General features: G+C 66.9%; 17 protein-coding genes and 5 pseudogenes. 15 read left to right on the forward strand and 7 right to left on the reverse strand.

Annotated elements, in window-relative coordinates; translation table 11 throughout:
* Nucleotides 1-9 precede the first annotated feature (9 nt).
* The gene (locus OG936_RS29685) at nt 10-600 is read left to right on the forward strand and encodes a hypothetical protein (RefSeq protein ID WP_383754619.1); all 591 of its coding nucleotides are present in this window, start codon (nt 10-12) and stop codon (nt 598-600) included.
* A gap of 560 nt (nt 601-1,160) precedes the next feature.
* Here OG936_RS29685 and OG936_RS29690 read toward each other — a convergent pair.
* Nucleotides 1,161-1,721, reverse strand: coding sequence for a hypothetical protein (locus OG936_RS29690; protein ID WP_406498860.1), 561 nt, complete (start codon nt 1,719-1,721; stop codon nt 1,161-1,163).
* Between the two features lie 9 nt (nt 1,722-1,730).
* Here OG936_RS29690 and OG936_RS29695 point away from each other — a divergent pair, with 9 nt between their 5' ends.
* The 5 genes and pseudogenes from OG936_RS29695 to OG936_RS29715 all read left to right on the forward strand — a co-directional run bounded on the left by OG936_RS29695 (nt 1,731) and on the right by OG936_RS29715 (nt 8,346).
* The gene (locus tag OG936_RS29695; protein ID WP_406498861.1) at nt 1,731-2,558 is read left to right on the forward strand and encodes an NADP-dependent oxidoreductase; all 828 of its coding nucleotides are present in this window, start codon (nt 1,731-1,733) and stop codon (nt 2,556-2,558) included.
* Entirely contained in the window at nt 2,555-3,334 is a 780-nt protein-coding gene (locus tag OG936_RS29700; protein ID WP_406498863.1) for an MFS transporter, read from the forward strand. Before OG936_RS29695 ends, OG936_RS29700 begins: the two co-directional genes overlap by 4 nt.
* 217 nt (nt 3,335-3,551) lie before the next feature.
* Nucleotides 3,552-5,039: an FAD-binding oxidoreductase gene (locus OG936_RS29705; RefSeq protein WP_406498865.1), complete on the forward strand. Its 1,488-nt coding sequence runs from the start codon at nt 3,552-3,554 to the stop codon at nt 5,037-5,039.
* A gap of 307 nt (nt 5,040-5,346) precedes the next feature.
* Nucleotides 5,347-6,024 (forward strand): annotated as a pseudogene (locus tag OG936_RS29710) (ISL3 family transposase); the annotation flags it as partial.
* A gap of 537 nt (nt 6,025-6,561) precedes the next feature.
* Nucleotides 6,562-8,346 (forward strand): reverse transcriptase domain-containing protein, encoded by a 1,785-nt coding sequence (locus tag OG936_RS29715; RefSeq protein ID WP_406498867.1) that lies wholly within the window; start codon nt 6,562-6,564, stop codon nt 8,344-8,346.
* A gap of 196 nt (nt 8,347-8,542) precedes the next feature.
* Here the strand turns inward: OG936_RS29715 and OG936_RS29720 are convergent.
* Nucleotides 8,543-8,896: pseudogene (locus OG936_RS29720) on the reverse strand (IS1380 family transposase); the annotation flags it as partial.
* Between the two features lie 522 nt (nt 8,897-9,418).
* On the opposite strand from OG936_RS29720, the pseudogene OG936_RS29725 reads away from it, so the two are divergent.
* Nucleotides 9,419-9,829: pseudogene (locus OG936_RS29725) on the forward strand (VOC family protein).
* Nucleotides 9,826-10,803, forward strand: coding sequence for an iron-containing redox enzyme family protein (locus OG936_RS29730; protein WP_406498868.1), 978 nt, complete (start codon nt 9,826-9,828; stop codon nt 10,801-10,803). The pseudogene OG936_RS29725 and the gene OG936_RS29730 overlap by 4 nt, the downstream one beginning before the upstream one ends.
* Here the strand turns inward: OG936_RS29730 and OG936_RS29735 are convergent.
* Both OG936_RS29735 and OG936_RS29740 read right to left on the reverse strand, forming a co-directional pair.
* The gene (locus tag OG936_RS29735) at nt 10,783-10,986 is read right to left on the reverse strand and encodes a CDGSH iron-sulfur domain-containing protein (protein ID WP_406498869.1); all 204 of its coding nucleotides are present in this window, start codon (nt 10,984-10,986) and stop codon (nt 10,783-10,785) included. The two genes, OG936_RS29730 and OG936_RS29735, sit on opposite strands and share 21 nt — an antisense overlap.
* Nucleotides 10,987-11,023: 37 nt before the next feature.
* Nucleotides 11,024-11,686, reverse strand: coding sequence for a HemK2/MTQ2 family protein methyltransferase (locus OG936_RS29740; protein ID WP_406498871.1), 663 nt, complete (start codon nt 11,684-11,686; stop codon nt 11,024-11,026).
* A 35-nt stretch (nt 11,687-11,721) separates the two neighbouring features.
* Between OG936_RS29740 and OG936_RS29745 the strand changes: the two are divergent.
* Nucleotides 11,722-11,901: pseudogene (locus OG936_RS29745) on the forward strand (LLM class F420-dependent oxidoreductase); the annotation flags it as partial.
* 3 nt (nt 11,902-11,904) lie between these two features.
* Here OG936_RS29745 and OG936_RS29750 read toward each other — a convergent pair.
* From OG936_RS29750 to OG936_RS29760, 3 genes and pseudogenes are all read right to left on the reverse strand, one after another.
* Nucleotides 11,905-12,033: pseudogene (locus tag OG936_RS29750) on the reverse strand (LLM class F420-dependent oxidoreductase); the annotation flags it as partial.
* Nucleotides 12,034-12,296: 263 nt separating this feature from the next.
* The gene (locus OG936_RS29755) at nt 12,297-12,470 is read right to left on the reverse strand and encodes a CsbD family protein (RefSeq protein ID WP_383064781.1); all 174 of its coding nucleotides are present in this window, start codon (nt 12,468-12,470) and stop codon (nt 12,297-12,299) included.
* 713 nt (nt 12,471-13,183) lie between these two features.
* The gene (locus OG936_RS29760) at nt 13,184-13,567 is read right to left on the reverse strand and encodes a hypothetical protein (RefSeq protein ID WP_406498872.1); all 384 of its coding nucleotides are present in this window, start codon (nt 13,565-13,567) and stop codon (nt 13,184-13,186) included.
* Nucleotides 13,568-14,120: 553 nt separating this feature from the next.
* Between OG936_RS29760 and OG936_RS29765 the strand changes: the two genes are divergently transcribed.
* The 6 genes from OG936_RS29765 to OG936_RS29790 all read left to right on the forward strand — a co-directional run bounded on the left by OG936_RS29765 (nt 14,121) and on the right by OG936_RS29790 (nt 17,317).
* A complete protein-coding gene (locus tag OG936_RS29765; protein ID WP_406498874.1) occupies nt 14,121-14,552 on the forward strand; it encodes an Asp23/Gls24 family envelope stress response protein in 432 nt (143 codons plus the stop codon).
* A gap of 38 nt (nt 14,553-14,590) precedes the next feature.
* The gene (locus OG936_RS29770) at nt 14,591-14,818 is read left to right on the forward strand and encodes a hypothetical protein (RefSeq protein WP_406498875.1); all 228 of its coding nucleotides are present in this window, start codon (nt 14,591-14,593) and stop codon (nt 14,816-14,818) included.
* Nucleotides 14,815-15,261, forward strand: coding sequence for an Asp23/Gls24 family envelope stress response protein (locus tag OG936_RS29775; protein WP_406498877.1), 447 nt, complete (start codon nt 14,815-14,817; stop codon nt 15,259-15,261). The genes OG936_RS29770 and OG936_RS29775 overlap by 4 nt, the downstream gene beginning before the upstream one ends.
* Entirely contained in the window at nt 15,258-15,941 is a 684-nt protein-coding gene (locus tag OG936_RS29780) for a DUF6286 domain-containing protein (protein ID WP_406498879.1), read from the forward strand. The genes OG936_RS29775 and OG936_RS29780 overlap by 4 nt, the downstream gene beginning before the upstream one ends.
* A gap of 8 nt (nt 15,942-15,949) precedes the next feature.
* On the forward strand, nt 15,950-16,546 hold the full coding sequence (gene amaP, locus OG936_RS29785) for an alkaline shock response membrane anchor protein AmaP (RefSeq protein WP_406498881.1): 597 nt from the start codon (nt 15,950-15,952) through the stop codon (nt 16,544-16,546).
* A gap of 615 nt (nt 16,547-17,161) precedes the next feature.
* Nucleotides 17,162-17,317 (forward strand): DUF6131 family protein, encoded by a 156-nt coding sequence (locus OG936_RS29790; RefSeq protein WP_406498883.1) that lies wholly within the window; start codon nt 17,162-17,164, stop codon nt 17,315-17,317.
* The last annotated feature ends 1 nt before the right edge of the window (nt 17,318 follow it).

Here is a 17,318-nt window from a genome sequence, read left to right on the forward strand (position 1 = left end):
TCCACAGACATGACCACAGCCGAGCACCCCGTCCTGCCGCGCCCGTCCTCGCCGCCCGACGACACAAGGCCGCCGCAGGACCGGCGCCGGATGATCCGCCGCCGTCTCGTCACGGCGACCATCATCGTGCTGCTCATCGGCATCCCGGCCGGCTACCTGCTGATCTCCGCGGGCCAGAGCCGCCGCTCCGGCCAGAACAAGGAGGCCGAGGCCTCCGCGCAGGGGCTCCGGGAGGGCTGGCCGTCCCGGGTGCAGCGCCGGATCTTCGAGCTGCCGATGCCCGGCAACGCGCTGGACGTGCAGTACTACGAAACCAACAACTGGAAGACCAGCCGCCTGTACGTGGAGTTCCGTACCACGTCCGCCGGGCTCGACCGGTTCCTGAGCCGGATGGGCAGCGGCCGCGCCGAGCTGGCGACGGGCAAGGTCAGCATCGGCTCCCGCGACCAGGAGATCACGGGCTGGAGCTTCGCCCCGGACATCCAGTGGGCGGGAACCAAGCACACCAACAAGGACCCGCGGCCGGATCAGGACATCACCGTGAACATGACCGATCCGATGAACCCTGTCGTGTATGTCGTCTCCGCGGCGACCCCCTGACCCGGAGCCGACAGGCCGCTCACCAACCTGGAGCGAGTGAGCGACGCCAGTGACACGAATACCCCGCAGCCCGTGCACACCCCGCAACCCGCGCAGCCGGTCGCGGTTCCGGTCCCAGCGCCGCAGACCGCGCAGACCGTCCCGGTCCCGGAGCCCGCGCAGCCCGTGCAGCCCGTGCAGCAGAGCCGGCCCGCGCATGACGCCGCACCGCCGGCACACAACACGCGCTTGACGGGCTTGGGAATCCACGGTCGGGCACGGTGCTGGACCCAGTGGGCCGAAGCGGCCTTGGACCGGGACAGCAGCACCACCTTCCCGTCGGCTCCCGCCGTCGCGCGTCCCGCGTACGGCGGGGCTACGGGGTCGGCGCCGGGGGGATCGTGGGAGGGTCAGGCTCCGACGGAGAGCGACCCCCAACTCAGGCCGAGCGTTTCCCAGTCCGGCACGACCTTCCGAAGCCCCCGGAGAATGACAGACCAGAAGCTCCTACCCATCACGTGCCTCCGGTTCGTACCTTCGCTGGTTGCCGGCACAATGATCGACCGGCGGCGGCCGGCCTGTCAGTCGAGCAGGCCGGCCAGTTCGCGCCACTGGTGGTGCGGCAGCACATCAGGCCGGGTGCCGATCGCGGACAGCGAGACGTGGTCGGCACCCGCGTTCAGGTGCTCCCTGACCCGGGTGGCGATCTCGTCCCGGCCGCCCCGGACGACCAGAGAGCGGACCAGTCGCTCGGCGTCAGGGCCCGCGAGGTCGACCGAGTAGCCGAGTCCGCTCAGCATGTCCGCCCGGTTGGGCAGCGACTCCGCCACGTGGGACCAGGCCTTCTCCCGCGTCGTCCGGTCCTGGGGGCCGAGCAGCACGGCCTGGAACACCCCCAGGAACGCATCCGGGCCCATCCGGGCCCGGGCGCGCGCCGTGTGCTCGACCGGCATGCCGAAAGGCACGGCGCCGGAGGTACGTTCGGCCGCCAGCCCGAGCATCTTGGTGCCGACGGCACCGATCACCCGCGGGTGCTGCTTCGGCGCCCCGGGCGGGCCGAACGGGGTGGCGTCCATCCGGTCGAGGTAGTCGCGCATGGTGGGCACGCGCGGGCCGAACGACAGTCCGCGGATCTTCTCCACGAACCAAGGGTGGCTGATCCCGAGGCCGAGTACGAACCGGTCGCCGAAGGACTCGTGCAGCGTTCGCTGCGCCTGTGCATCGAGGCGGACCGGCCCGAGCCAGGCCCCGGCGAGGTGCTCGTCCGGGTGCGGGCGGCCTCGGTGAACTTCGGCGAGACCAAGCTCCGTACCGGAGTGGCGAAGGCCGCTCCGCTGCCGTTCACCCTGGGATCCGACTTGTCGGGAACCGTCGAGGCAGTCGGCCGGGGAGCCACTCGCTTCCAGCCCGGCGACGAGGTGTACGGCGTCCAGTTCATCGGCACCTACGCGGAGTACGTCGCCGTCCAGGAAGGCGGATTGGCTCCGAAACCCGACGAGCTCGACCACGTCCGGGCCGCCGCGCTGCCGGTGGCCGGCCTCACCGCTCTCGCTGCGGTCGAGGAGGCGGACTGCGGGCCCGGGCAGCGCATCCTGATCCATGCGGCGGCGGGTGGAGTCGGTCACATCGCCGTCCAACTGGCTAAAGAGAAAGGGGCGTTCGTGCTCGCTACAGCGCGCGCGGGCAAGCACGAGTTCTTGCATGAGCTCGGCGCCGACGAGATCATCGACTACACGACAACGGACTTCACGCAGGCCGCCCGCGCGGTGAACGTGGTGTTCGACTTGGTGGGCGGAGCCTACGGCCCCCGGTCGCTCGATTCGTTGCGGCCCGGCGGACTGCTGCTGAGCGCGGTGCTCGATCCCGGCCTGGACGAGAACGAGGCCGAGAAGCGTGGAATGCGCTACAAGTGGGTATCGCTCCGCCCCACGAGGGCCGAACTGGAGAAGATCAACACACGCTGGGCTTCGGTGCTGTGACCGTCGTGCTGCTGGCGGCCTTCGTGGCACGCCAAGCGAAGGCGAAGACGCCGATCCTGCCCCTGTCGATCCTCAAGACCCCGAACCTGGCGGGGGCGAACCTGGTGCTCGCCATGATGCTGGCGGGCATGTTCGGTTACCTGTTCCTCGGGTCGCTCTACCTCCAGTACGTCCTGAATTACAACCCGCTGAACATCGGTCTCGCCTTCCTCCCGGTGGCCGTCGCGATCGGGCTCTTCTCACTCATCGTCTCGCCGCGGCTCAACATGCGCTTCGGCATGAAGGCGGTACTAATCCCCAGCCTGGCCAGCATCGCGGTCGGTCTCGCTCTGCTCGGTCGCGCACCCGTCGGCGGCCACTACGTCTCCGACGTACTGCCGGCGCTGCTTCTGCTGGGTATTGGCGGCGGTCTGGCCTTCCCGGCCCTCGTCCAACTCGCGATGTCCGGCGCCCGGCCGGAGGACTCCGGGCTGGCCTCCGGCATCAACAACACGATGCAGCAGGTGGGCGGGGCCCTCGGACTGGCGGTGCTGGCGACCCTGGCGGCCTCCCGGACGCGTAGTGCGGCGGCTGACGGTCAGGACACCGCGGCCTCCCTGGTGTCGGGCTACCACCTGGCCTTCGCCGTGGCCTCGGGCATCGTCGTCGCGGGCCTGGTGGTGGCGGCCATCGTGCTGCGCAAGCCGGCCGCACCGGTACCGGCACCGGCCGCCGTGCCGGACGACGGGACGGCGGCCCTGCTCCAGCGCGACATCGCCGACAACCGCGCCGGCTGACCGTTCCGAGCGCGGTGGTACCGGTGGCCCCCGCCGCCGGTACCACCGCTCGCACGATCCGGTGAAGAGTCCCGGCGACGAGAGCCGGTGAACTCAGCCGCTCGCGACCCGCACCCCGCTGATCCTCTGGGGTGTACCAGGGTGTCGGCCCTCAGCGGTCCGGGCCTAACGTTCCTATGTTTCAGATGAGTTCAGCAGTACAGCCTGGAGGAGTGTTGTGAACCAAGAATCGCGTCTTCGCAATGGAGACCTCGCGACCACCGGACAGGGGGTCGGCGGGAAGGTCCGCTGGGACGAGCTGACCGGCCTGGTCAGGGGGACCGTCGTCCTGCCCTCCGACGAGGGATACGCCTTTGCCAAGCAGGGGATTCTCGAATACTTCGACTTCATATCCCCGCGGGCGATCGTCTACTGCGAGTCGGCCGCGGACGTGAGCGCCACCGTCCGCTTCGCGGGTCGGCACGGCATCCCCGTCCGGCCTCGCAGCGGCGGTCACAACCTGGCCGGCTGGTCCACCGGCGAGGGCATCGTCATCGATGTGTCCCGCCTGAACGGGATAAAGGTCGGCCACTCGACGATACGTATCGGACCGGGTGCGCAGTCGATCGACGCGTTGACCGAACTGGCCCGGCACGGCAAGCAGATCATTACCGGCACCTGTCCGACGGTGTGCGCGGGCGGCTACCTCTCCGGAGGTGGAATCGGCCTCCAGACAAGGAAGTTCGGAATCGGAAGCGACCGTGTGGTGGCGGCGCGGGTGGTGCTCGCCGACGGCCGGGAGATACGCGTCTCCGCCACCGAACACCCTGATCTTTACTGGGCGATACGGGGTGGAGGCGGCGGTGTCTTCGGCATAGTCGTCGAGTTCGAGGTGGCTCCGATCGACGCGCCCACCATGGTCTACTTCAACACCATGTGGCCTTGGGAGAAGGCCCTCGAAGTGGTGACCGAGTGGCAGGAATGGTGCTCGCGCGGTTCGGTCGACCTCGGGTCGGTCCTCAGCATCCTGGTCCTCGACGGGGCGGCCGACGACGAGCCGATGGTACAGATCAACGGCGGCTACCACGGCAGTGAGACCGAAATCGGGACGGCCCTGGACGAACTCGCCGCTGTCGTCGGTGTCGCTCCGCTGCTCCGGACCGTGGAGGAACTCCCCTACGACCAGGCGATGAAGCACGTGTACGGCTGCGAGACCATCACCGTCAAGGAGTGCCACCGGGAGGGCACCAGTCCCGAAGCGGTGCTTCCGCGCCAGCCGTTCATGCATGAGCGGACCAGGCTGCTGGGACACCCGACGGGCGCCGCCGCGGCCAAGGAACTCCTGGAGGCCTTCGGCGCCGACCTCCGGGAAGGGCAGGGCCGCAACCTCTATTTCATGGCACTCGGCGGTGTGGCCAACCAAGTGGGCCGCAGCGACACCGCGTATGTCCACCGGGACGCGGAATTCTTTGTGGCCTGTGCCTCTCTGCTGTTCACGCCGTCTCCCAGCCCCGAGGAGGTGCGGGCGGCGGAGGTATGGCCGGCCCGCGCCTACGAGGTGATCGACCCGCTCTCTACCGGGGGGACCTACCTCAACTTTCCCAACCCCGACGTGGACGACTGGCAGACGGCCTACCACGCCGAGAACTATGCCCGGCTGGCCGAGGTGAAACGCTCCTACGACCCGGGGAACTTCTTCGGGCACGCGCAGAGCGTCAGCGGCTGAGGACGCCGGCCGTCCCGGGCCGTCCGGAGCTCTCCGCGGGGACGGCGGAGAGGCCCACCGCCCGGCTCGGCACGGTCTGGGAACTCACCGGATGCCCCACGGCGGGAGCCGTGGGGCATCCACATGCGTCCGGGGGCGTAGGTCAGACCCTTCGTCCCCGTCCGGCCTCCTTCTCAGCACCCGATGATGGGGTCTGTACGGTCAACGGCTCTGTCCCGTAATCGGCTCTGTCCCGTAATCGGTGGTAACGAAGGGTGACGGCCGTCGTTGTTCTGGTGTGAGTGATGTCAACGAGCTTGTGAGTGTGGTGTTTTCGGGGCTGTCAGCCCTCGTTGTCGAGGGTGTACAGGACGATGGCGAGGTCATCCGGGTGTCTGCGCGGACCCGGGACGATCCGGTGCCGTGCCCGGCATGCGGGGCGCCGACGGCCAAGGTGCACGGCCTGCACGGCCGGACGCTCGTGGACGTGCCGGTGGACGGGCGGCGGGTCGTGGTGTCGGTGCGGGTTCGGCGTCTGGTCTGCCCGGTGCTGGGATGTCCGCGGCAGACCTTCCGCGAACAGGTGCCGGGCCTGGTGGAGCGCTACCAGCGCCGTACCCCACGCCTGGTCCGCCAACTCGGCTTCGTAGTCAAGGAGTTAGCTGGCCGGGCGGGTGCCCGCCTGTCCCGTGCCTGGGGCTGCGGCATCTCTCGTTCGACGGCTCTGCGCCTGCTCACGCGCCTGCGGACACCACCGCCACGTGTGCCGCGGGTGATCGGCGTCGACGACTTCGCCCTCAAGCGCCGGCACCGCTACGCCACCGTGATCATCGACGCCGAGACCGGCGAGCGGATCGACGTCCTGCCCGACCGCACCGCCCCGACCCTGGTCACCTGGCTGCGCGAGCATCCCGGGGTCGAGTACGTGTGCCGGGACGGCTCCGCCACCTACGCTGAGGCCATTCGCCAGGCTCTGCCCGAAGCGGTGCAGGTCAGCGACCGGTGGCAGTGCGCCATGAGGCGTCTTGTCTTATCCCCGATTCAGTCGGGATGAATTTGGAGGGAGATTCTTGGGTCCGATGGCTTACCTAATCCGGAAACGGTGATGGGACCGTAGCATGCCAGGAAATCGACGGCTGGGCTCAGGCATTAGGGACGGGGCGTCGAGGGACCCGCGTGGCAAGGTGAAAGCTGGATTGCCTGAACCCTAATCCCCAGAAGATTGAAGGTCGAATCCGTCGGAAAGATGCCTGACACCGACGCCGCACCCTGCGACGGCTTTATGCCATGGTCGACGCAACCTCCGGAGTGCGGAGCGATGCCCAGCGAGGGCATTCAAGGGGATGAGTGGGGCACCTAAACCACGCTAGAACGTACGACAAGGACGAACATGGGATCGCCTAATGGAAGAGATCTTCCTATGGCGACGGAGGCCCCGTAGTAGTCGCCGGAGTCACGACCGGCCAAGGAGGACGGGAAAGCCGTCCGCATCGGGCGAAGGGGGCCAGGTGATCGGGCACTCAAGACTCGGGAGGTATGCGTAATGCAGAGCGCCGAAACGGTGCTGAGTGTCCTCCGCGAACGCGGCAGGCGTGGCCTGCTGTGCGACGAACTATATCGACAGCTCTTCAATCCGCAGTTGTATCTGCTGGCCTACGGGCGTCTGTATTCCAACAAGGGATCAATGACACCTGGGGTCAACGGGGAGACCGTGGACGGCATGTCGCTGGGTAAGATCGAGCACGTCATCGACGCGCTGCGCCACGAGCGTTATCGATGGAGCCCAGCTCGCAGGGTCTACATCCCGAAGGGTCGGGGCAGCACGAAGCTGCGTCCGCTCGGCCTGCCTCCCTGGAGTGACAAGCTCGTCGGCGAGGTGATCCGTCTGTTGCTTGAGGCGTATTACGAGCCGACGTTCTCTAACTCCTCTCACGGTTTCCGTCCCCGCAGGGGCTGCCACACCGCATTACGTGATGTGGCCAACACCTGGACGGGGACAGTCTGGTTGATCGAGGGAGACGTCGCCCAGTGTTTCGACCGGCTTGACCATTCGGTCATGCTCCGGATTCTGGGCGAGAGAATCCACGACAACCGATTCATGCACCTGGTGCACAACATGCTCAAGGCCGGATACATGGAGGACTGGATCTGGAACGCGACGCACAGCGGAAGCCCGCAAGGCGGAGTTGTTTCACCGATCTTGTCAAATATCTACCTGCACAAGTTGGACGAGTTTGTCGAGAAGGTTCTGATCCCGAAATACACCCGGGGCAGGATCAGGAAGCCGAGCCGCGCCTTCTTCGAGGTGTGGAACGCTATGCGGCGCGCCCGCAAGCGCGGTGACCGCACCGAAGTGCGGGATCTACGCAAGCAACTCCGCAGTATTCCCAGCCAGGATACTCAGGATCCCGGCTACCGGAGGCTGCGATATGTGCGCTACGCCGACGATACCCTGCTCGGGTTCGCCGGACCGAAGGTAGAAGCCGAGGAAATCAAGGAGCGTCTGGCGCAATTCCTGCGTGACGAACTCAAGTTGGAATTGTCGCCGGAGAAGACGCTCATCACGCATGCCCGCACCGAGGCAGCGAGGTTCCTCGGCTACGACATCACCGTGCACCACAACGACCGCAAGATCACCGGCGGACGGCGCTCCGTCAATGGGGTCATCAGATTGCGCGTCCCTCGTTCGGTGGTATCTGCCAAGCAGGCCCAGTACATGGAGCGCGGTAAACCCGCGCGTCGGCCCGAACTGCTGAACCAAGACGACCACGTCATCCTCAGCACCTACGGGTCGGAGTACCGCGGCATCGTCCAGTACTACCTGATGGCCGGCGACGTCTTTCGACTCGCCCGGCTGCAATGGGTCATGGAGACCTCGATGCTGATGACGCTCGCCAACAAGCACCGCTCGTCGGTGTCGAAAATGGCCCGCAAGTACGCGGCGACCATCGAGACACCGCACGGGCTACGCAAGTGCTTCGAGGCACGCGTCGAACGCGTCGGCAGGAAGCCACTGGTTGGACGGTTCGGCGGGATCCCGCTGCGGCGGGAGAAGAAGACGGTCATCACCGACCGTCGGCTGGCCCCGGTCAACATCAAACGCAAGGAGCTGGTCACCCGGCTTCTCGCCGGGCGGTGCGAGTCATGCGGGCGCGTCGACGCGGTGGAAGTTCACCACGTCGCCAGGCTCGCGGACCTCGGAAGATCGGGAACCCGGCCGCCGTGGGCAGATCTCATGGCCGCGAGGCACCGCAAAGCCCTTGTGGTCTGCGGAAGTTGTCACGCGGGCATCCACGGCAAGAAGCCTGTCTCAGCACTCACGGAGTAATCACTGGAGAGCGACGTGCGGTGACAAGTCGCATGCGTCGTTCGGGCTGGGGGCCGTTGGAGAAGGGCCTGCACAGCAGGTACCTCGCCGACGGCCCACCAGTACCCTCTGGTCCAACCTGTGCGGCAAGGTCCTGGCCGAAGTCCGCTCCCACGCGGCCTGCTGGGCAACCGCCGTGAACCCCGCCCGGTCGGTCCACGGCATGGAGTTGCTTCACATGCCCGTGTGTGAAGGAGCGTAGAAACGATCCCAGCGTGGACGGGGCCCGGACCCCGGCAAACAGGCGGCCCATCGCGCCATGCCGCAGGCGGTCCATGTCATTGATGCTGTCGGCGCCCGCGGCCATGCCGCCCACCAGTGACATCAGTTTCGCCGCTGGGAAGGCGCCGGTGCCGTCCTTCGATGCGGGCAGCCTGATGAGCTCGTCGGCCAGAGTTGGCAGACCGCACCGCTCGGCCAGCCGCATCACCGGCTCCAGCCCGCCGTACGCGATCAGGTTCGGGTCATCGAACGCGGATGAGACAGCCGTCGCGGCATGGGAAGATTGCATCTCGGAAGTGCCTTGCCGATCGTGCCTGATGTGGCCCTAGAGAAACCCCATCATCGCAGGGCACAAGGCACTTCTTCGTTTCCGGAAGAACGATCCACAGGCGTCATGCCGGTGGATCCGGGTTCAGGCGGCCCAGCGCGTCGAGGGACCTCAGAAAGAGGTCCTCGGTGCGGACGGCCGCCACTTTCACCGTGCCGATGCTTGGAGCGAGAACCGCGAATTTCGTATACCCCGCTGAAAGCCGCATGATGAGCGGTTTGCCATGTGCGGCCGATTTCCAAACAGGCGTCGGCTCCGTTCCACTCTGGTGGCTGCGGGAGTCTCGGGCGGGATGTCATCATGCCTGTGGGGCCTACCGGTGCCTCCACTCACTCCTTTTCTTCGTCTCCTTTCTCCTCGTCGTCCTCTTCCCAGTGGACTACTGCTCGCTAAAGCCAGGTGGTTCTCGACGACGCGAGCCTGTCCCCGTAAGCACTGGCCGTCGCCAGTGTGTTCCGAGCCTCGGCGGGTACCCGAAAGAACATGTCCGTTACAAAGACAAGTGTCCTCGTTCTGGACTGCGCGGAGCCCGAAGCCCTGGCGGGGTTCTACGCGTCACTGCTCGATGCGGAAATCCAGGTGGTGAGCGATCCTGATTTTGTGGAACTTGTCGGCCACAAGGCGTGCACCTGGCAATCCGCCGGGACCACGGCTACGACCCTCCCGGCCGGCTGCGGCCGGATGACGCCCGGCAGGCGCATCTTCGGATACTCGTCGCACACGGTGATCCGGACGAGGCGGAACGAGAAGGGGTGAGTCTCGGGATGCCGATGGAGGCGAAGGCCGGCGGTGCGCTGCGAGGCGTTCGCTTGCGCCGACCCCGCCGGGCACTCCTTCTCCCTCGCGGTGCCCCCACGGAACGAGCCGACGGGCCGAGGAGAGGAAGGACCATGAAGCTGCCGGAGACCCGGGGTGAGGTGTCTGCCGCCCTGATCGAGGCGCTCGGCCGGGAACCGGGTCGGCGCAGGCTGCCGGACACGTCCCTGGTAGCGGGCGGCGACCCGTACGGCGATGACCTGCAGCTCGCCCTGTACCTCTGCTACGAGTTGCACTACCGCGGCTTCGACGGTGTGGACGGCGCCTGGGAGTGGGATCCGGAACTGCTCAGGGTGCGTGCCGAGCTGGAGCGTGGGTTCCTGGCGGCTCTGCGCGCTGATGTGCCGATGGCGGAGGATGTCGGCAGCGCGCTGGAGGAACTCGTTCTGGAGCCGGTGGACGCCGAGGGCCCGTCGTACTTTCTGCGGGACGAGGGCGAGCTGTGGCATCTGCGCGAGTACGCCGCACACCGCTCGCTTTACCACCTCAAGGAGGCCGATCCGCACGTGTGGGTGATTCCGCGCCTGACGGGCCGGGCCAAGGCAGGAATGGCCGCTGTGGAGTACGACGAATTCGGAGCGGGACGGGCGGAACAGGTCCACTCGAAGCTGTTCGCCGATCTGATGGCGGATCTCCACCTGGACACCTCGTACGGGCACTACCTCGACGCCGGATCGCGGCAGATGCTCGCGACCGTCAACCTCATGTCGCTCTTTGGACTCCACCGCTCACACCGTGGTGCGCTGGTCGGTCACTTCGCCTCGGTGGAGATCACGTCGCCACCAGCGTCGCGGCGCCTCGCTCAGGCGTTGGAGCGGGCCGGTGCCGGGCCTGCTGCGGTCCACTTCTACGCGGAGCATGTGGAGGCCGACGCCGTGCATGAGCAACTGGTACGGCATGAGGTCGTCGCCGGCCTGCTCCAGGAGGAGCCGGATCTGGCACCGGACGTCGCGTTTGGTATCGCGGCCACCGGATGGTTGGAAGGCCGGCTCGGGGAGCAGTTGCTCGGCGCGTGGCGAGGCGGCGAGTCCTCACTCCGTGTGCCGCTCTGAGGTCGGCGGTGGGGTTTTCGGCTTCTTCCGGCCTCGGTGGCTCGTGTCGCACCAAGGGAAGATGAGGCTTCGTCGGCAGGTACACAGTGCGACGACAGGACGGTCCGAGCGGACAAGGGTGCCGTCCTTCTGGACCACTTCGACGGGCCCCTCCACGAGCATGGGTCCGCCCGGCTCCTGCATGACGTGCCGTGCAGGTGCCCGAGGGGCCGATTCGGGTTCAGTGCGGCCGTTCTGCACGGATCACCACCAGTTCCTCTTTGTCCTGGCCGGGCTCGATCAGGCCCTGAGCCTCCAGCCAGCCGGCCCGTTCACGCAGGACAGGCCCGAACGGAACTGACCGGCGGTCGGTCACGATGGCGTCCAGTCCGGCTTCAGCCAGCCGCGCTGCGGTCATCGCCGGGCCGCTCAGCGCGGACTGGACCGCGAGCAGCACGCCCCCGGGGCGCAGTAGAGCGGGGACCTTGGCACAGAGCTGGTCGAGCACCGCCCGGCCGTCGATCCCCGCCTCCCAGGCTCGAGCAATACCGCGATGGGCCATGCGAGCGTTCGCGGACGGTACGTACGGCGGGTTCGCCAGCACCAGGTCGAATCTCAAGCCGGTCACAGGCTCCGTCAAGTCGCCGCGGCTGGTCCGGATCACCCGTGCATACCCGGACAGCAGTGCGTTAAGTCGTGTCGTGAACACCGCCGCGGCCGACGTGTCGATGGCGGTCACGCGGGCGGCGCCGTAGCGGGCGGCGGCGATCGCCACTGCGCCGGTACCGGTACCCACGTCGAGTACCTCCGCTCCGGGTGACAGATGTTCGCGCCGCAGAGCGGATACCAGCATGGCTGTGTCTTCCTGTGGCGCGTAGACACCCGGAGGCTGGAGGAACTTCAATGTCGCGACCGACTTTCAGAGATCACGCAGGGCGGGCAGCCTCCCAGTTCGTGCGGCCGGACGACATCGCGGATTCCATCCCGTGCGGTGACGACGTCGGCATCTTTGTCGAGGCGGTGCGTGCCTACGCCGAGGCGGGCTTCACGGAGATCGCCCTGATTCAGGTCGACGGTGACCATCAGCAGCCCTCCCTCGACTGGGCGGAGAAGTCCCTGCGTGCCCACCACGTGCTCGTTGAGGTTCTCGTCGGAGCCGAGGAGCCGGAACCGCCCCTGGCACAACTGCTGCATCGTCATGGCCTTCTGAGCGACCACCGCAAGGTGGTAACGCACGGTGGGGCGCGTCACGACACCACTCGGCTCAAGGAGGTAACCCCGAGTCGATACGGCGGCACTTTCCTCAATGGGAGGCAGGATGAAAACCAGGTGAGGCAATCAGCCTCGGCGACCCGGCGATGCAATCGCCCGAAACCGCCGAACGTCAGCGAACTTTCACCGAGCAGCGAAACCTGACGCCTGGTGCCGGCCCGCGAGGCCAGCACCAAGCCGCGCCCCGGCGGCCGTGAAACCCGGATGAGGTCGCCCCGGGTACGTGGCCCACAATGCAGGTCCTACCGTCCGGACTTCTTCAGCCGCTCAGCCGCCTTTGCCGCGGTCTCCTGGGCCTTGCCCGTCAATTGCTCGCCGCGGCCCTCTGCCTGCATGCCCTTGTTGTCCGTAGCACCGCCGACGGTTTCCTTCAGCTTGCCCTTGACCTGCTTGGCCTTCGCCTTTGCCTTACCCATGACGCTTGTGCCCTTCACTGGGGGATGACGTATCCACCTTGCGCCGATCACTCTGAGGCCGCAATCGGTGAGGTGTCGCGCTCACGCCGCGTCTGGCTGAGGTTCGCTGGGGCCTGGTACGGACGGCCGCTGCGGGTCGTGTGGCACCGGATCCGGCCCACTGGGGATTGGCCCGGACCCCCTCACGGGAAGGTTCTGTGTGGTCAGCACCCTCGCCCTTTCTCACGTCGCTGCTTCGCACCATCCCAGCGGACCAACCGCAAGTTGGGCGAGGTCGCCTCGGAAGTGGTCCGCGGCAAGGGGACAGGCTCCTGGCGCCGCAGCCCCGGTGCGCGTGGCTGTGTCCAATCAAGCGACGATGGTGAGAACGAGCTTGATATGGAACCGGTCACGTGGTATCCGAATACGGAGAAGCCGTCGGTGAGCTGGTGTGCGCTGCCGGCGTTAGTGAGAACGCCGGCCACGGCGACGACTACCGCGGCGATCAGGATGACGAGCCCCAAGATGACGATCATGGCGTGCTCCGAGAATTTGCCGCGCACAACCACGCTAAGTCCGCAGAAGCCAGGGAGCGTCAGACCTCGACGTCAGGCTCGGCGACAAGCAGGTTGCGCGCTCCGCACCACCGCGTCACTTTCGGATCTTGGTGGTGTCGCGAGATTGGCGTCGGCTCGGCGGCTCGCCAGGGACGGCGCCGTTCGGGGTCGGTGGGTTCAGTCGGAGTCGGAGCGCGGTTCCTGCGGGTCGACCCCTGTGGATGCGGAGGCGTCCCGGGTGCCGCTGGGGCGTTGGGACCGACCCCTGGGGCCGGTGTCGTGCATGCCGCTCTCGCCGGATTTCCCGGCGCGTTCCTGACCTGGGCGATGTGTGCTCTTGACTGTGTTGCCGGGGACCTCCTCGGTTTCCTCCTTGGAGACCTTCCTGCCAGGGCCGGGCTTCGGCGCGTACTCATCGGGATGGTAGGACCGGTGCGCGCTGTCGTTGGCCTCCTGATGGGTCTCGTCCACATCCGACGCCCAGCCATGCTGGTGGGCGCCCTTGTGGCGGCTCGGTCCCTCGCCGTGCGAGGGCTGGGACGACCTCTCGTTCTTCGGCATGACCGGGCTTCCTTTCGAGTCTCCGCGACCGCGCGGATGCGGCGCAGTAGCCGACTCCAAGCGTAACTAAATAGAAAAATTCGGGCATTTGTTGCGTGCGAGTATGCGCTTATCGGCCGAGATCGTAGGAGCTCTGGGCGAAACAGTAAGAAGCTGCGGACGGAGATCGGCCGGTAGATTTACTGCGCCCCACCGAGTAGTCGACTTGTGTCCCAGCGCAGCGGCTGGCCCATCCCTGCTTCCACTTGCCCCTCATGTGCGCCAGCTCGCCTGGCTGCGCCTTGCTGAGCAGTGGTTCACCCAACTCGTGTGCAAGTAAGAGGCCTGCGTGCATCCACGCCTCGGTTTTCGCCGACCTCTCGCCCTTTTCCATGGCTGCGGTTCTCTTCCTCCCGCACTGCGCCCCAACTCCGCAGGGGCTCTGGGCAGGGGCACTTCGTACCACTCGTTGGACCACCCCGTCTCATGGTTCGCGCTTCTGATAAATCCCACTAAAACGAATATAATCCGACCAAAGAGTGCTAGGTGATCTCCTTCAGGGAGGAATAGCCCGATGACTGAGAACACCGGCGTAAAGCACGGCGGTGCGCCCGGCTCTCGCGGTCGGACGACCATCGCCGACGTGGTGGTAGAGAAGATCGCTGGGATGGCGGCACGCGATGTGCCCGGCGTCCATGCCCTGGGCAGTGGATTCGCGCGCTCGATGGGATCCATGCGGGAGCGGATGCCCGGCGCCGGTAGTGGCAAATCCGTCACGCGCGGGGTCAGCGTCGAGGTGGGAGAGGTGCAGGCGGCCATCGATCTGGAGATCGTCGTCGACTACGGCGTCTCCATCACGGACGTGGCCAGTGACGTACGCGAGAACGTGATCTCCGCAGTGGAGCGGATGACGGGCCTGGAAGTCGTGGAAGTCGATATCGCGGTCAGCGATGTGAAGCTGCCCGACGAGGAGGACGAAGAGGAACAGCGGCAGCGGGTTCAGTAGCCAACGGGGAGCAGCCCGCTTGAGCGAAGGAGCGCGTGATGAGCAAGGCTGTGATCGGCTTGATTGCCGGAATGGCACTGGGCTTCGCCGGATACTTCGGTGGCTTCTGGGCCTTCCTGCTCGTGCTGGCACTGGGCGCCGTCGGACTTGTCGCCGGGCGCTTGATGGAAGGTGATCTCGAACCGGGTGACTTCATCCGCCGCCGTGACGACCACCAGCGGATGCGCGATGACCGGCGACAGGCCCAGGGAGACTGGCGGCAGTGACCAGCGACGTCGATCGTCGTCCGGGCCTTCCTCGCGGGGAGCGGGGTGCGACCACCGTCTCCGACCGAGTCGTTGCGAAGATCGCTTCCCACGCGGCCCGCGAGGCGCTGAGCCGGTTCACCGAGTCGGCCGGCCACGTACCGCCCGACCGCCGCACACCACACGTGACGACGTCTGTGCGGCGGACACCGGAGCGAAACGAGGCAGGACGGGGCCGCGTTCCTGCCTATAGCCGTCCGGCCGTGCTCGGCGAAGTACGGATGCGCATCGCCGTGGAGCTGGGCTATCCGTCCGACATCGGGGCTCAGTGTGCTGCGGTGCGCCGCGAGGTCATCGAACGGCTCAGGACGTGGGCCGGTATGGACGTGTCCGAACTCGCGGTGTCGGTCGAGAGGCTGTACTCGGTGCACTCGCGGCATACGGACCGGGAGAGAGTGAGATGAGCGCGAACACCTGGCGGCAGCCGACCGGCGATGGCGACATTCCCCCTGGTACGGGACAGGCGACTACGTCCGCGGGCAATCCCCAAGGCAAGGGCTCGACGGCAGCGGTCCATAGAGCGGGCCGGCTGGCGCGCCGTTTCTGGTCCGCACGGCGGATCCCGGCAGTCATTGTGGCGTTGCTGTCCGTCGCAGCCATTGGGCTGCTCTTGTACGACGTGGTCTCGGTGCGGGCAGACCGGCCCGGGATGAGCTGGCGACGGCGGCTCGCCGAGGAACTGGCCACACGACCACTGCATGACATCTGGATGACCGTCGGGGCGGCAGTGGCGATGGCCCTTGGCCTGTGGCTTTTCCTGCTGGCGGTGACGCCGGGACTGCGCAGACTGCTACCCATGCGGCAGCCCACCGGAATCCCCAGAACAGGGGAGGTCCGCGCCGGGCTCGACCGCCACGCAGCCGCCCTGATTCTGCGCGACCGAGCCGTACGGGTGTCCGGTGTGCAATCGGCACGGGTCGATGTCGGCCGCCGGAAGGTCAGAGCCCGGGCACAGGCACATTTCCGCGATCTCAACGAGGTTCACGCGGATCTGGACGCCGCGTTGGGCGAAGCCGTACCGAACTTGGGTCTCGCCCGGCAGCCCACGCTGGACGTGCGCGTCCGGCGTCCGAAGAAGGGGTGAGGTGTCCCATGCTCAAGGCGGTGAACCGGGTGCTGCTGGGGCTGCTCGGCCTTGGACTGTTCGCCCTGGGGGGTGGCGTGCTGCTGGGTGGGCTGGATCTGCAGCGCCACTGGGGGTTCGACGTGCCGGGCTGGTGGCCCTTCCGAGGTCCGAACGATGTCGTGCTGGGCACCGAGGGACGCACCCGGTGGCGGGAAGAGAACTGGTGGTGGCCGGCCGTCATCGCCGTGCTCGCCGTGCTTCTCGCGCTGCTGCTGTGGTGGCTTCTGGCGCAACTGCGCAGACACCGGCTGGGCCAGGTCCTCATCGAGAGCGAAGACGACTCAACGGCCCGACTCAACGGCCGCGCGCTGGAGGACGCAATCGAGGAAGAGGCGCAAGACCTGGACGGGATCTCGCGGGCTCATGTACGGCTGACGGGTCGGCGTGCTGCTCCGGCCGCACGAGTACGGCTGTTGCTAAAGCCTCACGCGGAACCGGCGCGAACTCTGGAGCAACTGAGCCGGGAAACGCTCGCACACGCACGGGACTCGGCAGGCCTGAACCGCCTCCCGTCGGAGGTCCGACTCCGGGAAGTCCGCCACCGCGCCCGCCGCGTCGCCTAGGTGATCTGTCCACGAAGGTCGGTGACAGGTATCGCCGGTGTGGTGATCCTGAACAGGTGAGGCCCTCATGCGGGTCTGCCAAACGACCGGTGTAGCTCACGTTGTTGAGGTTTCTGGCGGACTGCTGAGAGACGGCCGTCGAGGTGATGTCGAAGGCGTTCAGTGCGGTCCTCCAACACATGGTCCGGCGGGCTTGACTCTTGCCGGTGAAGTCAAGTCCCGGGGACGTGCTCTCCATGTTGACGCGCTTTAGTGCGGCCTTCGTTGGGGACGTGACCGCGGACCTTGCCCCCGGCAGAGGCTTCTGCCGCCGGCGTACGATCTTCGGCTCGAACGCGCGGAGGTGCCGCCATAGAGCCTCGTGCAGACGGGGCCATGCCCCTTAGATTTGAACCGCGCTTTTCAGGACGGTTGTCGGAAGCTGACGAGTTGGGTCACGGCGCCTCTGGTGCCGAGCGCACTGGCGATGACCCGGCCAGGCGGAAGCGCAGGATGTGCCTGCCCTCGCGGCATGGCCTTTTCCCTGGTCTGGTGGACGATCGCCTCGCGCGGTCTGCATCGCCGTGTGTATGTGTGAGGCGCATACTGAAAAGACCTGGGAGAACGGAGGACGCCATGATCATCCTCGGCGTCATTCTGCTGGTCGTCGGTCTGGTGGCCGGCATATCGATCCTGTGGACCATCGGTATCGTGCTCGTCGCGATCGGCATCGTTCTTTGGATCCTGGGTGCCGCCGGGCATGCGGTGGGCGGTCGACGGCACTACTGGTAGG

This window comes from Streptomyces sp. NBC_00846, from assembly GCF_045207325.1.
GTDB lineage: Bacteria > Actinomycetota > Actinomycetes > Streptomycetales > Streptomycetaceae > Streptomyces.